This window comes from Sphaerothrix gracilis Ecp01, from assembly GCF_030405905.1.
In the GTDB taxonomy this organism is placed as follows: domain Bacteria; phylum Cyanobacteriota; class Cyanobacteriia; order Phormidesmidales; family Phormidesmidaceae; genus Sphaerothrix; species Sphaerothrix gracilis.
Genome location: NZ_JASATW010000006.1, coordinates 82,253 through 97,620 on the forward strand (window position 1 = coordinate 82,253; position 15,368 = coordinate 97,620).

Sequence of the window (15,368 nt, forward strand, 5' to 3'; positions counted from 1 at the left end):
GCCCCGCTAGCGGGAACTCTACGACGAGGTGTTAAAGCCGATGCAGTCACTGGAACTGCGCCGTCATGGTTCATAATAGCCCGTAGTGAAACTGCCAGCCCGGCCTCGGTGTGACGGGGTTTGTAAGCGACCCCGACTATTTATGCCCATCGAGTCAGACACGGGCTTTTCGACGATCGTGGACTAGCCGAAGTGAAGAGTTCGTCCTCGCTAAAACTGTCTGGTTCTGTGTCGCTGCGAACTCGCCAACTCTTAACCCCAGTCTTAGTCTTCAACGTCTGTGTCAACGCATTCAGCCACCGCTAGCGAGCATCGTAAGATCGGATGCGGAAATTATTTAGCCAAGTAGTCCAACAACTTGCTGACTACGTCCACCGCCGCCGCTGCGGTGAAGACTTTAAGTCGAAGCATGAACTTTGCCGAACCGGTCATTCAAACGGGCTTGAGAAGTGAAGCCGATCAGGTGCTAGCGGCTTTTCGGGCACAGACTGAGCTACCCGTATTTATTAGCCCCAGCGAATGTTTGGGGCAGTGTGGCTCCGGCCCAACCGTCAAAGTGATGCCCGATAATACCTGGTACTGCCGCGTCAAGGTCACTGACGTAGCCGAAATTGTGGAGCAGCATCTCAAGGGCGATCGCCCCGTGCAGCGGCTGCTCCATCCCAGATTTCATCCCCAGTACGATGCTTACTCCTATCCGTCCGAGCAAAGCAGCCACTAGCTAGAGGCCGCTGCCGCCATCTTTTTCTCTAAAGCCAGCTTAGAGCGCTTAAACGGCTCCGGGATTTGCACCGGATAGTTGCCGGTAAAGCAGGCCGAGCAAAAGCTGTTGGGGTCTTGCTCAGTGGCTTCTAACATGCCTTCCCAGCTTAGATAGGCCAGAGAATCTACTTCAATCTGGGCCTCAATCTCTTTGACTGACTTGGTGGCGGCAATGAGCTGATCCTGATTGTCAGTATCAATGCCGTAGAAGCAGGGATGGGTCACAGGCGGCGAAGAAATGCGCATGTGGACCTCAGTCGCCCCCGCATCCCGTAGGGTTTTAACAATTTTGCGGCTGGTAGTACCCCGCACAATTGAATCGTCCACGATCACAATCCGCTTGCCTTCTAGTACGTCCTTTAGCGGATTTAACTTCATCCGAATGCCCGCTTCTCGCATTTTCTGGGTTGGCTGAATAAAAGTGCGCCCTACATAGCGATTTTTGATCAGCCCCTCCGCATAGGGAATCCCGGAAGCCTGAGAAAAGCCAATCGCCGCTGGCACCCCGGAGTCCGGCACTGCAATAATTAAATCCACGTCGGCAGGAGATTCTTTGGCCAGCCGCTGTCCCAGACGCAGACGATAGCTGTAGAGGCTCTCATCATTGACCACGCTATCAGGCCGGGCAAAATAAATCATTTCAAAGATGCAGAGCTTGCGCTGTTCTTCGGCCCACTGCATTGAAGTCAAGCCAGTTTCATCGATCCAAACCAGCTCGCCGGCATGGATATCCCGCAGAAACGTTGCGCCGACAATATCTAAGCCGCAGGTTTCAGAGGCCAAAATGTACTGAGCCGGGCCATTTTCCGTAGCGGGCGGCTCACCCAGATAGCCTAAAACCAAAGGCCGAATCCCGTGGGGATCGCGGACGCCCATCAGCCCCTTAGGAGTACCAATCGTGAGGCTAAAGGCTCCTTCACACTGCTTCAGGGCCGCGATCGCGCCACTGGCCCAGTCCTGACCGTCATTTACTGCCTCAGCGATCGCAAAGGCAATCATCTCAGAATCGGTCGTAGTCAACAAATTACAGTCACGCTCTAACAGATCTTTTCGCAAATCGGCGGTATTGACCAGGTTGCCGTTATGAGCCAGTGCCAGCGTTCCCAGCCGCGTCTCTACGACGGCAGGCTGAGCGTTGAGGACGCGGCTAGACCCAGTCGTGGAATAGCGGGTGTGGCCGACGCCAATTTCTCCCGGCAGCTGCTGTAAAATGCTGTCGCTGAAGACCTGGGAAACCAATCCCATGTTTTTGTGCAAATGGACGCGATCGCCCTCAAAGGTGGCGATGCCCGCCGATTCCTGCCCCCGATGCTGAAGCGAATAGAGGCCAAAATAGGTGAGCGTGGCTGCGCTTTCCCCTGGTGCGTAAGCGCCAAAAACGCCGCAGGCTTCCTCTGGTTTGTCAGCACCAGATGACTTAATAGTGGCGGCTGAGGACGGAACCTCAGAGAAAGTAGACGGATAAGACATGGATTCTGTCACCTGGGAGACCATTGAATGGGACAAGAAAGCAGCGAGTAAGCTACAGCGCTGGCACAGCTCATTACTGAAAAATCAAGCACAAAGCCTGCCTCCATCATAAAAGTTCACGCTTTAATCAGGGACGCAATAGGGCTTAAAGTTTTCAAGACTTATTTTTAATGGTTTCTTAATATTGGGATTTTAGCACTCTACTGCTGGGATAAGGAGCGACCGCCGTCAGTGATTGGTTGATCGCATACTGATAGCGATCGCCAGTCTTTCCCCCCTACTGCCCCAGCTGACGTTCAATCGCCTTAGCCCAGCGATCGCGCATATCAAAGAGGCTAAGACTGATGAGGGGAACCGCTTCGGCTGTTTGAATCACCAAGCTTTGCTCAGGACTCACCTGCCCCAAACTCAGCCAGGTGTTAGCCAGTGTTTCCTGTAGATAAGCTTCCCAAGCGGCGGCCTGCTCCGCCGCCACAGAGACGATAATCCTGGCACCACCTTCACCAAACAGCACCCGGTCCCAGCGCAGCCCCCGCTGATCAATCGCCAGCGGCAGCGTAATCTCGGCTCCCTGCTGGCCGCTGATGCAGCTTTCTGCCAGGGCGATCGCCAGTCCGCCTTCAGCACAGTCATGGGCCGATCGCACCCAGCCCTGCTGCACGCCCCAACGACAAGCCTGCTGCACGCGCCGCTCCAAATCCATGTCAATTCGAGGCGGCTTGCCTGCCACCGTTTGATGGATAGCGGCCAGGTATTCTGAACCGCCGAGGGTCACCATCTCATCTGAGCGAGTCTCAAAGGTCAGACCCAATAAATAAATGCGATCGCCGGCGGCCTGCCAGCCCTGACCGCAGACTCGCTTTAGATCAGGGATCAAACCCACCATGCCAACTACCGGAGTGGGATAAATCGGCTGGGGCTGCCCCTGGCTATCGACAGTTTCGTTATACAGCGAAACATTGCCCCCAGTTACTGGCGTCCCAAAGGCCGCACAGCCCTCTGATAGCCCCCGGCAGGCTTCAGCTAGCTGCCAGTAGCCGGTGGGGTTTTCCGGGCTGCCAAAGTTGAGATTGTCGGTGACCGCTAGCGGTTCGGCCCCAACACAGCTCAGGTTACGGGCGGCTTCCGCCACGGCTGCCTTGGCCCCCTCATAGGGATCTAAGTAGACATAACGGGCATTGCAGTCTACGGTAGCCGCCACGCCTCTGCTCACATCTCCACTGCCACCGAGTTGAGGCCGCAGGCGCACAATCGCCGCGTCACCGCCGCCGGGCAGCAGCACCGTGTTGTTTTGCACCTGATGGTCATATTGACGATAAATCCATTGTTTAGAGGCAATTGTCGGCGCTGCTAGCAGGCTCAAAGTAATCTCACTCCAGCTTAGGAGTTGCCCTCCTACCTCAATCCCCCCCGCTGTACAGCCCGGTAAATCCGACTCACACCACTGCCAAGCCTGTAGGGCATAGTCAGGCGGCGTTTCTGGCAGATCTCGGTGATAGATAGGCGTGTTGTCTGAGAGGGCAGTAGCGGGAATTTCAGCGGCGATCGCCCCCTGAAAGCGAATTCGCACCGTCGGTTCTGCAATCACCCGCCCCGCTACCACGGCCTGCAGGCCCCAGCGATGGAAAATGTCGATTAGCTCTTGCTCACGCCCCGCCTGAGCCACAAACAGCATCCGCTCCTGAGATTCCGACAGCAAATACTCATAGGGCACCATGCCGGTCTCCCGCACCGGAATCAGGTCGAGGTCAAGATCGATACCGACACCGCCCTTAGCCGCCATCTCAGCCGTAGAGCAGGTAATCCCCGCTGCGCCCATATCCTGAGCCGCTACAACCGCGCCGGTCTTAAATGCTTCCAAGCAGGCTTCTACCAGCGACTTTTCTAAAAACGGGTCGCCGACCTGCACCGCTGGCCGATCGGCCTCTGACTTGTCCGTCAGCTCGGCGCTGGCAAAGCTAGCCCCGCCCATGCCATCCCGCCCGGTGGTCGAACCGACATACAAAACCGGATTGTCAATGCCAGCCGCACCGGATTTGACAATCTCTTCCGTCTCCATCAGACCGATAGCCATGGCATTGACTAAGGGATTACCTGTGTAAGCCGGATCAAAATAAACTTCGCCGCCCACGGTTGGCACCCCAAAGCAGTTGCCATAGTGAGCAATTCCAGAAACAACCCCAGTAAAGATTTGTTTGGTGCGCGGCTGGTCTAAGCTGCCGAATCGGAGGGAATTCAGCACCGCGATTGGGCGAGCTCCCATCGTAAAAATATCGCGCAAAATGCCGCCAACGCCCGTAGCTGCTCCCTGAAATGGCTCCACGGCAGAAGGATGATTGTGAGACTCAATCTTAAAGGCCAGTCTCAGCCCCTCGCCCATATCTACCACGCCGGCATTTTCCCCCGGTCCCACTAAGATGCGTGGCCCCTCAGTGGGGAACTGCTGCAGCAGGGGCCGCGAGTTTTTGTAGCAGCAGTGCTCAGACCACATCACCCCAAACATCCCCAGCTCAGCGCGGTTGGGATGACGGCCTAAACGCTGCACAATCTCTTCGTATTCTCCTGGCTTAAGTCCTTCGGCAGCAATTTCGTCAGCAGAAAAGGGCGGAACTGAAGAAGCAACCATACGCTCTTAATCACCAGGCAGATTTAAAATACAGGCTCTTATTTTACCGCCGATATCTCTGCTAGCAGCCAGAAGAATCGCTCAGAATCATCAAGTAGCCTAAAAATGATGACAGTCGGCTTCGCAAAACTTTATTCAAGACCTCTGGCCTCGCCGCAAGCCTATGAATATGCAAAAAATGCAAGGCTAGGGGTGAACTGGAGCCGTCAATTCTCAGCGTTAGGGGAGCACCGATCAAGAACAGCCGCTTGCCTGTGATTTGAGTCACATCAAAGACTGATCCAGATCGCAATGTCCTCCGGCGTAGTTAGACATACTGTAAATGACTCAACTCTAGCCGAGTCATCTACAGGGAACACACAATCGGCCGACAGCTCCTACGGGATTTGTCGGTTTTTTATTTAGCGCATAGCGCCCATCGTGTTTTTCCAAGAGAGTTCTTTGCAAAGCACCTCTAGCGCCCGCCGATCGGCCCCGGCAAATAGATCGCTCTCGATCAGTTCGCTCAGAACCTGCTGGGTAAGCTGGGCGGCAAAGTTGCCCCCCGATCGCAAGAGATGGCTGTAATAGCAAAACTGAGATTTACCTTCAGCCGTTTGGTGAAACTGGTGTACCTCCCGCAAGTCCATGCGATAAACCGCTGTATTGATGGGAACAACCGCGCGGGGAATGCCGTGAATACCATAGGGGCGATCGCCCTCAGAGAAGACGCCCACCAGCGCAACCCCCAGCAGCGTCCGCGTGTCGTTGATCAGGTCGGGCGTAAAGATCGGATCTGGCTCGCTAGAGAGACGCGGGCCACTGTTGAGAAACATGGGGTTAAAAAGCTGGGAGTTGTAGATCACGCCTACGGCCCAGTGTCGCTGATGGCCTTCCAGCTTGACGAACTGGCCGAAGCCATAGTCCGCATCAGTGGGCGGTGTATCTACTTCTAGACTGTCGTCTAGCTGCACCACATAGTCACAGTGGGAGCTAGACTTAACGACTTTGCCAATCCGACAGCGATTGGGTTCAGACCTCAAAAATGTCATAAGAATTATGCCACTGCGATCGCAGCGCGATCTCGCGATCTAAAAAGGGCACAGCTTTGCCATGCCCTTGGACTTTAAGCGTAACAGGTGTCCGTTCGCTACAGATGTTTTGAAAAAATGAGGAGAGGACGTTAGGTTTGCTAAGCCCTGAACAGCGATTAAGACATTGCCTGGATAATGTAGTCGAAGTAGGGTGCCGCCTCTTGAGCCTCTTCCTCAGAAAGCAGCCCCAGTGAAGCTTCCTTTAAGCAACGAATGGCCTCAGCCATCCCTGGAACCGGCACGTTCAGAGCGTTATACATTTCCCGGACACCCACTAAACCAATACTTTCAATCGGTTCTTTTGAACCTGAGATGAGGCCGTAGGTGATGAGACGCAGATACCAGCCATAGTCGCGGATACAAAGCGCCCGCTGCCGCTGCCCATAAGCATTGCCCCCCGGAGCGATAAAGTCGGGACGGCGCTTCCAGAGTTCCCGACTGGCCTGATCGACAATTTTCTTCTCGTTCTCGGCTAAAGCTGCTGCGATGCGCATCCGCTGTTCGCCCGACTTGAGAAAAAATTCAATACTCTTAAGCTCGCCCGTAGTTGGATAGCGCAGCTCATCATCAGCGTTAAGGATAACTTGACTAACAACAGACATGGTTAAAGACGATTGCAGTAATGTGAATAGCTATCGATAGTTTAACGACTCTAGGTACCCGCAGGAAAGCAGCTAAAATCTAGTCTTTAATGTGACACTGCCTCTGGCAATGTGCAAGAAATGTCAAGTCTCGTAAATTTTTATCCCTTTTGCTCATTATTCGTCGGCTGAAATTTCTGCCAGTAGCCTTTGGAGCTGCTGGGCGATCGCGGCAGAGCCACCGGCTTTCCCCACTCGCTCGTAGCCGTTAGTACGGCAACTTGCTAGATAGGCAGAATCTTGAAGGGTTTCAGCAACGCACCGGGCGGCCAACTGCAGCGTATACCTGTCGGCTCGTCTGCGGCCAACAGTCTGGACAGATCGGCCCAAAAGCCGCATCTGAGCTTCAGCAAACTGATAGGTGAACTGCGGCCCGACACCGGGGATTTGCACAACCGGCTTGCCCAAACCAACGGCCTGCTCAACGGCGGTTCCGGCCATACCAATCGCCAAACTGCACTGATGCAAAATATCGGCAAAGGCATCCCGGTAGCAGTAGGCTTCGATAACGATATTTTGGTCTAAAACTTTAGTCAGCTTGCCAGGGGTATACTGCCAGGCGATCGCGGCGGCGATCGCCTGCAAGTCTGCTTCCCCAATACTGGGCACCAGAGCAGCGCAAAACTGAGCTTTTTGCAGATGTCTCACCTGTTCGCACAGCCGCAGCTGCAGCTTGAGATTTTCTAAGGCTTCCGGTAGGCGGCTACCGGGCAACAGGGCAATCATGGGCAGTGCCGGGTCAATTCCTAAGTTCCGGCCCGTCGGCGTCAGCACATCCATGATGGGATAGCCCGCAAACACGGCTTTGGTGAAACCCTGGCGATTCAAATCCTGAGCGGTGTAGGCATCACGGGTAAAAATTTGCAGGCAGCGCCGCGATCGCAGGCAAAACTTAGTCACCAGCGGTAGGCGCAGTCGCCCTTCATAGAAGCTGGAGGTCGAAACTAAAAAGGCGGCATAGGGGCGGCCCGTCAGATAGGCCATTAAAATGGGCACGATATCGCCGGTCGCCAAGAGCAAATGGCAGGTGCGGCTACAGCGACGGACGGCTTTAAGCTGCTGCCAGGTGAGGCAAATCAGGCCGTTTAGAACGTCTTTGAGGTAGTTGAAGGGATGGGTATAGATCAGCCCCCCAGAGGGCAGGCTGGCGGTAGGACCCACTACTGGAATATCGCTACGGCGATAGGCTTTCCCGCGACCGACCAGCGGCATAGCAGCGAATGTAAGGCTGGGTATGAGCGCCTGTAGCGATCGCAGTACCAGACTCGCATTGAGATCTTCCCCATGTCCGTTACTAAGAGAGAGCAGCCGCTGAGTCATTAAAATAGCTTTCAGAAGATCCTTCGCTAGATTACCGTGAAGGGCTAGCGGAAATCCCCGGCAGGCTAAGTAAGTTTGGGGGCAAGTTTGTCAGCAAGGCAGATATGCGGCTACTTTGCATCAGCAACGGACATGGAGAAGACGGTATCGGCCTACGCATTCTGCAGGCGCTACAGCACTTCGATCGGGCGATTGAGATAGCAGTTTTGCCAATTGTCGGGCAGGGGGCGGCCTACCGCGCTCAAGGTTTCTCGCCGCTAGGCCCGGCCCAGGATTTGCCGTCGGGCGGCTTTATCTACATGGACAGCCAGCAGTTAGGCAAAGACCTGCAGGCTGGTTTGCTGTCTTTGAGTTGGCATCAGCTTCAGGCCGTTCGTCAGTGGGCTGCCGCTGGCGGACAGGTATTAGCCGTCGGCGATATTGTGCCGCTGCTGTTTGCCTGGCAGAGCGGCTTGCCCTATAGCTTTGTCGGGACGGCTAAGTCAGAATATTGGCTGCGCGATGAGCAGGGACCGCTTCCCTCGCAGGCTTGGCTGCGCCCAAAGTCGGTTTATTTTCCCTGGGAGCGGTGGCTAATGGCGCGGCCTCGCTGTCAGGCGGTATTTGTCCGCGATCGCCTTACAGCTGACTGGCTGCGGCAGTGGCAGCTCCCGGCTATTTACGCAGGTAATCCGATGATGGATGCCTTAGCCCCCAACCAGCCTGCTTTGCCGGGTTTAGCAGCCTCAGAGCTGACGGTGGTGCTACTCCCTGGATCGCGGGTGCCGGAAGCCCATCAAAACTGGCGGCTGATCTTGGCGGCAGCGGCAGACCTAGCCCAAACTCTCTCTGAAAAGTCGGTCACTTTTTTGGCCGCGATCGCGCCGTCGCTGTCTTTGTCGCCTTTTGCCCAGGCGCTCACCCAGCAGGGGTGGCAGCCTACTACCTCAGAAATGCTTTATCGGTCTGAAAATGCTACAAACGCAAGGCTCCAGCTGGTGAAAACGGCTTTTGCTGACTGCTTGCATCGAGCTGATTTGGCGATCGCGATGGCTGGAACGGCGACTGAACAGGTGGTGGGCTTGGGTAAGCCTGCGATTACGCTGCCGGGGGTGGGGCCGCAGTTTACCCGTCGCTTTGCTGAGATGCAAGCGAGGCTGCTAGGGCCTTCGGTTTGCCTGGTGGAGGAGCCAGCGGCGGTGGGGGCGGCAGCGCGATCGCTGGTGGCTGATCCAAAACGATTAGCGGCGATCGCTGATAATGGCCGTCACCGCATGGGCACTGCCGGAGCAGCCCGGCGAATTGCTCAGAGGTTGGTGGAGATTGAAAAATGCGGTACAATTGAGAGCCGCGTTTGATGCTGAATTTTAGAAAGGCTGGAGAATTTCATGGCCCGCAAGTGTGAACTGACCGGGAAAAAGGCGAACAATGCCTACGCTGTTTCCCACTCCCATCGTCGTACTAAGCGACTACAGCACGCCAATCTGCAAAATAAGCGGATCTGGTGGCCGGCTGGCAACCGCTGGGTGAAGCTGCGGATTTCGACGAAGGCAATCAAGACGCTGCAGTCTAAAGGAATCGAGGCAATGGCTAAAGAAGCTGGGATTAATCTAAATCAGTATTAGGCTAGCTTCGGATTTAAACGAGTCACAAAAGCGGTGAGGGTCTTCCGTAATATGACCATCAGCAGCCATAGCGAGAGCGTAGCTACACCTATGCTCTCGCTATTTTGATATGAGTGACCTAAAGGGAATTTATAAAGTTGGTTAAGAAAACTCCATAGGTTCTCGGAAGTCAGTCTTTAAAGACTGTGTGTACTATTTAACTGGAGGAGAAATGTTTTCTCCCAAAATTCCATATTTGGGGTGCTTCGCTATTGAGGCTTGTATTTTGACACTACCTGATCGTTTCCCGAAAGGAGATGGGTAGCATTTTCACTGAACGTACTTCTCGGTTTCTTCATACTTCGGTTATAAAAAAGAGGTTCAGGGCAACCTCTCAAGGCGCGATCGCGCTGACTATGCTGGTTGGTTTTATTAGACTTATCGCATTGACCTGCGGTTTTCGAGCTTAATTTTCTAAACAATCATTTAACGCTGAACAGGAAGGCAGATATGTCACCCCGTAAGCTAATCAGGGATCTTCAAAAGCTACCCCGGCGCATTACCAAGCGAGTTGTTACTTATTTATTGCGCAATTTGCTGCTATGGAATCGTCGTCCGGCAGCGGCAACGGCAGGCTTTGTATTGCCGACGACTATTTTGCTGCTGCTGATGGTGGCACTAACAGCGGGAGCTTTGACATATCGGGCCTATAGCCGCTCTGAGCAGGCAGTCATTGAGCGCCAGCAGCAGGTCATTACCAATGCGGCCACGCCTGCCATCGATCGGGCCAAGGCCAAGATTGAATTTTTATTTAAGGAAGACAATCGCATTACAGCGGGTCTGCCAAGTAGTGCCTATCTCAACAGCATGATGCTGAACGATGGAGACCCTGTCAGCGCTTTGTTTAAAAAGTTTCCAAAGGGAGAGACACCTTACCGACTACCAGATGAGATTGCTCTAAATATTAACGGTCCTGAAGCAATAGCAAACACAGTGCCTCCTCCGGATGCGGTTGATAATGCTTGGGCATTTAATGCTGATGTCAACGGTGACGGGGTTGTTGATGAAAAGAACGAGTGGATTGTTTACTCTATTTTGATCAACGATAAGGCTCGTACTGAGATAGACGACGGTGATGGAACGGTTACAGAGACTGTTGTAGCTAGTGTTGATGGGACTGCTGATCTCAACAAGAAAGCTGACAACTTAGTTACGCGAACTTATCCTCTGGAGTCTAGTGACTCTGGAGATGGATGTGCTGCCGCGCTTGCTGTTGATGCTGATGCGGCAGCACTTGATCCAGGTGAAGGATGGCAAGTTGTCAGCTTGAGCGATGATGCAGCTCTGCAGAAAAATTTTCAGGTCAATGTCTACGCAATTGACTTAAATGACGTTAGCCGTAGCGTTGAAACTTTAGAGTTTCAGCAGTCGCGTCAGTCTATAAGCGGGAACAAATGGGGAGCTTGGTTTCGCTACGACTTAGATTTATATCCGGCTGACACCTTCAACTGGAATGGAGCTATGCATACGGAAGGCAATCTCTTCCTGTCTTCAAAGTTGAAAGCTCACATGATTAGCTCTCACAGGTCTTGTCTCTACAGCGAAGATGCTTCTGAGATTGAGATTGGCGATGGTGATGGCTATGACGGACAGGTAGTGGCTGGCAGCATTCGCAAAAATGAATTTGATGCTAATGGGGTAAAGGTTCATATATTCAACGGAAAAACCAACCCTCCGATTGTTGAAAATTTCACAACTTTAACTGATTCAGTTAATCCCGGGGCAAGTGCCAAGCCTATTGATATAGCGACTGATCCTATTAACCTTTTTACGGGTAGTAACTACACGCATGTTAATCCAGACACTTGGTCAGCCTCTGGCCAGGTTTTAGACAGATTTCAAGAGACAGAAACGCCTTCTAATCCCAACGTAGACGATTCCTTCAGAGCTGATAATCGTTGGGGGCCTTCTTCGAGCTATGGGGAAATTCGGTTGCCCCCTACCACTAAGGTAGGCAGCGACATTGATGATCCTGATCTTGCAGAACTAATTGATGAAGAAGAAGGGCTTGATGGCTATTGGGAAAGGCGAGCAATAGCCACAGGTCTGCGTATCATAGTAGGCCAGCGTCTAGAGTTAGGAAATGTTGCTGGTTGGAATACCACTTATCCTGATTCCAGTAAGAATGATCCGCTATATCCGCCGCACAAAACTGATGTGATTGACGTTTCGGATAAGAGTCCCGACACCGAAAATATAGGTATTAATGAGCGTCGCCAACACAAATCATTGAGAGATAACTTGGCGGCTGTTCAGGGTATGGTGGTTTATCACTATGAAGATAACGACGGTAATTTCCCTCTAGCCTGCGTCGCCCTAACAGCTCATCCGGGAACTAAGCAGACCATTATCAATAGCCGTACTTTTGATCTGTATCCAGAAACAGGTGCGCTAAAAACCGATTTCTTCAATGGCTATGGTACTAACGGCTGGGAGTTTGGCTTTACCGGACTTACGGACACCGCAATATCACTTGGCGACTTAGATGATGCACTCGTCAACCTGGCTTATTTTGCAGGTGATCCTAGAGGAGGTGCTCCTTCCTTCACGCCAGTACCGGACTCAGCCGTGCATCCCTACCCACAGATGGCCATGTGGGGTGACTTCTCGCCGCTAAGAAGAATATTAGCTAGCAATACCTCTTTCTCATCCCTGTATTCTTCTTTAAGTCCAGCAGACAAATCAACCATTCATTCAGCTGCTTGTACGCTGGAACTGCTAGCCTACAACATTGACAGTTTAGCTAAATACAAGGTTGCCTTAGAAAGCGCAGCAACCAATGGTTTAAGTGCAATAGGGGAAGGTTTAACTAATATTGCAACTGCCATTGGTTCAACAAGTGTTGCTACTGATCAATGGATTGATGCTCTTACTGACGGAACCGTCAAAGAGAGAGCTGAGCTTTTAGCCACTTACTATCAAGTTGAACGCGATCGCAACTTTGGTTTTATTTCCGATGGCACTGTATCGTCGTTTACTGTGCCTGCGGGATATCCAATTGCAGCCGGAACAACTGTGAATTTATCTTGCGATCCAGGTACTGAGTTTGCGTCAGTAACCGATCTTGAAGATCAATTTTCTTTGGGGTTGGCTTTTTGTTCTCCTATCAATAGACCAAAATATCCTTCTCTGTTTTATGTGTTTCCCAACTTTGAGCACGGTCAAAACGGCACAGGGGCCTCTGTATCTTTTGTAACTTCACCTGAACAACCTTCGGCTGAAGAGTACATTGACAAAGTTGTCACTGATTACGGCGAAAACAATACTTTCAATGCCGTTACAGTTGCTGACATCGCCGCAACTCCAAGGGGAGTGACTGGTGGCTCGCTGACTTATGCTAACTGGGCTTTACCCAATGAGTCCGATGCAGCCATAGGCGATCGCAACGCTCTCAACGGTCTTGACGTCGATAGGCTTGACCAAGCTTTTAATATTTACGGTTCTAATGGTTCCGGTAGTTACAACAGTCGAACAGTAGCTTTGCTTGATAAGGGGCTGTTTGACGGTCGCGAATTACTTAATGTTCGCGTCCTCGACGTTAACTTAGAACTGTTATCTCAAAAGCAAAACAGCATTGACTACTGGATTTCGGATAACGCGGAGGAGTCAGCCGAAGGTATTGTTTATGCCTTCCGCGAGGATGCTGTTCGAGAAGATGAGATTGTACGTCCAGCTACCGGAGATTGGGGAAGCTGCAATATGCTAACAACTTTACCCATAACGGCTGATTGCTACATGAAGATGCCAGATTTAGAAGCATCTCCTGCGTTTGATGGACAAGATCCACCACTCAACGATGTTAATTTCATCAGTGCCAAGCCTGTAGACTTCTATGCCGACCCTGATCGCCGTCCTCACGGCTTCCGGCTGAGAAACGGAATTGATATCAGCAACGGCAAAGAAAGACGCTCTGGAATGACTTTCGTGACAGACAACTCCGTGTACATTCAAGGGAACCTTAATCTACACAGCAGCAATGGCGAGCTGTCTGGTCTGCTCGAGGAATTCGAGAGTCCTCAAACCTTACTGGATGGCAAAGTCAAATTCGTTGACAAACCAAGCGATATTAATGGCAGTGATTTCTACAGCGGTCGTGAAACTACCAAACGCAATATTGGCAACTTTGCTGATGTAGAAGTTGATCACTGGCGTCCGGTAGAGATCATGGCAGATGCTATAACCATCCTGTCTGACAGCTTTAAAGATGGCAGCGTCGATCACTTCTTCATTCGACCATCGCCTACTTATCCTGCCAAGGCTCGCGGTCAATACAATACCGTTATTGGTGAAGAGGCGACTTCTTATCTCAATGCCAACCGATTTTATTTCGAGCAAGATGATGCTTCTCTCTTTACCTCAGATAAATGGGTGCATGAGATAGAGGGTGATACATCATCTCCTATCTGGGTTGGCCGAGATGCTGAGTTTGCGATTCTTAATGGCTCAACGCCGATTGTCGGTTTTACAGGTGAAGAAGCGGGAGCTGCTGGAGATGCTTCCTATTTAGTCAACTTTGACATCAGAGATCTCTACCTCTTCAGACAAAACAATCAGATTCGTGCTAGCGATACCTACGTTAATGCGCTGATGATCTCAGGTATCGTACCTATGAGAGCAGGACAGGGATATGGCGGAATGCACAACTTCCCCCGCTTACTGGAGTACTGGGCTGACGTAGGGGAAGTTAAGGGAACTTCTGAGACTCTTTACTTATACGGCAGTTTATTCCAGCTCAACTTCAGCCGAGCAGCAACAGCTCCCTTCGACCAGGACGTATGGGAACCTAGCACAACGCCAGCAGACCCAGCAGTTGAAAAGAGCTTTTACTATGGTGCTGCTCAACGTAACTGGGGTTATGACGTGGCGCAGCTTTATGTCCCTCCCGGCCCGATCTCCAGCCGATTTGTGAACATACCGGAAGCTCGCAGTGAGTTCTACCGCGAACTCTCCGCTGATGATCCGTACATCCTCAACCTGCGCTGCGCTAGAGCAGAAGGTGAAAGTACGCCATTCCTCGACGATAGAAGAACCACAGGTGGACAAGATGTTTGTCCGCGATAGTCACATCGTCCACTTACTGCGATAGGAGGTTAGGCAACATGTTGCGCTCAGGGTCAGTCAAAACGTTTCTCAATCGCTTAGCTCGTCCAGCTCAAGGGGCTGCCCCTGAGTCAGGGCTGACGCTGATTGAGTGCCTAGTCGCTATCATCATCATTGGCCTAACGGTCGGGGCAGTAACCCCTGCCCTCGTCATCTCTGTAGCCTCACGCGTACAAAGCCAAAAAGCTAATCAAGCCCTAGAGATTGCTCAAGGCGAAATTGATCAAGTAAGGACTCTAATCGAGCGGGGTGACTACACGCTAACGGAGCTGAACGCCTCTGTTCCTTTTGTGTCAGTCACAGGCACAATTACCTACTCCACAGCAGCACAAGTACCCGTACCAACAAATAATCCTGTCCCTACGGCAGACTACGATACTTATACTGAAACAAAGCAAATTGACTATGACGGAGATGGCGAAAACGATTATGCCGCTCAGGTCTTTCGAGTTGCTAACAACGCTGACGCTTCGACCGCCTTCACGATGGGCGTGCGGGTCTATGACTACGACGCGGCTCTAGACGCTAACAATCTAGGCAGCGATTCCACAGATACAGCTCGCTTAGGCGTAACAGGTAGCCGGGGGGAACGCGATCGCCTGCCGTTGGCAAGTCTGTATACTTCCATCGTGCGAGGTGAAGACAGCAACTCACTGTGCGATTACATCGAATACTTGACCAACTCCACACCGGATGACGATTATAGCTGCAACTAAACCATTGACCGATTTAC

10 protein-coding genes are annotated in these 15,368 nt (G+C 52.1%); 5 read left to right on the top strand and 5 right to left on the bottom strand.

Annotated elements, in window-relative coordinates; genetic code table 11:
- Positions 1-409 precede the first annotated feature (409 nt).
- A complete protein-coding gene (locus QJQ48_RS08200; protein ID WP_346290733.1) occupies positions 410-721 on the top strand; it encodes a (2Fe-2S) ferredoxin domain-containing protein in 312 nt (103 codons plus the stop codon).
- Here the strand turns inward: QJQ48_RS08200 and purF are convergent.
- The 5 genes from purF to QJQ48_RS08225 all read right to left on the bottom strand — a co-directional run bounded on the left by purF (position 718) and on the right by QJQ48_RS08225 (position 7,892).
- Complete coding sequence (gene purF / locus QJQ48_RS08205) at positions 718-2,232, bottom strand: amidophosphoribosyltransferase (RefSeq protein WP_346290734.1); 1,515 nt, start codon at positions 2,230-2,232, stop codon at positions 718-720. The two genes, QJQ48_RS08200 and purF, sit on opposite strands and share 4 nt — an antisense overlap.
- A 277-nt stretch (positions 2,233-2,509) precedes the next feature.
- A complete protein-coding gene (purL, locus tag QJQ48_RS08210; RefSeq protein WP_346290735.1) occupies positions 2,510-4,858 on the bottom strand; it encodes a phosphoribosylformylglycinamidine synthase subunit PurL in 2,349 nt (782 codons plus the stop codon).
- A 401-nt stretch (positions 4,859-5,259) separates the two neighbouring features.
- Entirely contained in the window at positions 5,260-5,889 is a 630-nt protein-coding gene (locus QJQ48_RS08215) for a DUF8166 family protein (protein ID WP_346290736.1), read from the bottom strand.
- 158 nt (positions 5,890-6,047) lie between these two features.
- Positions 6,048-6,533 (bottom strand): allophycocyanin subunit alpha-B, encoded by a 486-nt coding sequence (locus QJQ48_RS08220; protein WP_346290737.1) that lies wholly within the window; start codon positions 6,531-6,533, stop codon positions 6,048-6,050.
- A gap of 156 nt (positions 6,534-6,689) precedes the next feature.
- The gene (locus QJQ48_RS08225) at positions 6,690-7,892 is read right to left on the bottom strand and encodes a lipid-A-disaccharide synthase-related protein (RefSeq protein WP_346290738.1); all 1,203 of its coding nucleotides are present in this window, start codon (positions 7,890-7,892) and stop codon (positions 6,690-6,692) included.
- Between the two features lie 104 nt (positions 7,893-7,996).
- Here QJQ48_RS08225 and QJQ48_RS08230 point away from each other — a divergent pair, with 104 nt between their 5' ends.
- The 4 genes from QJQ48_RS08230 (at position 7,997) to QJQ48_RS08245 (ending at position 15,351) form a co-directional block, all read left to right on the top strand.
- Positions 7,997-9,229, top strand: coding sequence for a lipid-A-disaccharide synthase-related protein (locus tag QJQ48_RS08230; RefSeq protein ID WP_346290739.1), 1,233 nt, complete (start codon positions 7,997-7,999; stop codon positions 9,227-9,229).
- Between the two features lie 30 nt (positions 9,230-9,259).
- Positions 9,260-9,496: a 50S ribosomal protein L28 gene (gene rpmB, locus QJQ48_RS08235; protein WP_346290740.1), complete on the top strand. Its 237-nt coding sequence runs from the start codon at positions 9,260-9,262 to the stop codon at positions 9,494-9,496.
- A gap of 489 nt (positions 9,497-9,985) precedes the next feature.
- Complete coding sequence (hpsA, locus tag QJQ48_RS08240) at positions 9,986-14,596, top strand: hormogonium polysaccharide biosynthesis protein HpsA (protein ID WP_346290741.1); 4,611 nt, start codon at positions 9,986-9,988, stop codon at positions 14,594-14,596.
- Between the two features lie 38 nt (positions 14,597-14,634).
- Positions 14,635-15,351: a prepilin-type N-terminal cleavage/methylation domain-containing protein gene (locus tag QJQ48_RS08245; RefSeq protein WP_346290742.1), complete on the top strand. Its 717-nt coding sequence runs from the start codon at positions 14,635-14,637 to the stop codon at positions 15,349-15,351.
- The last annotated feature ends 17 nt before the right edge of the window (positions 15,352-15,368 follow it).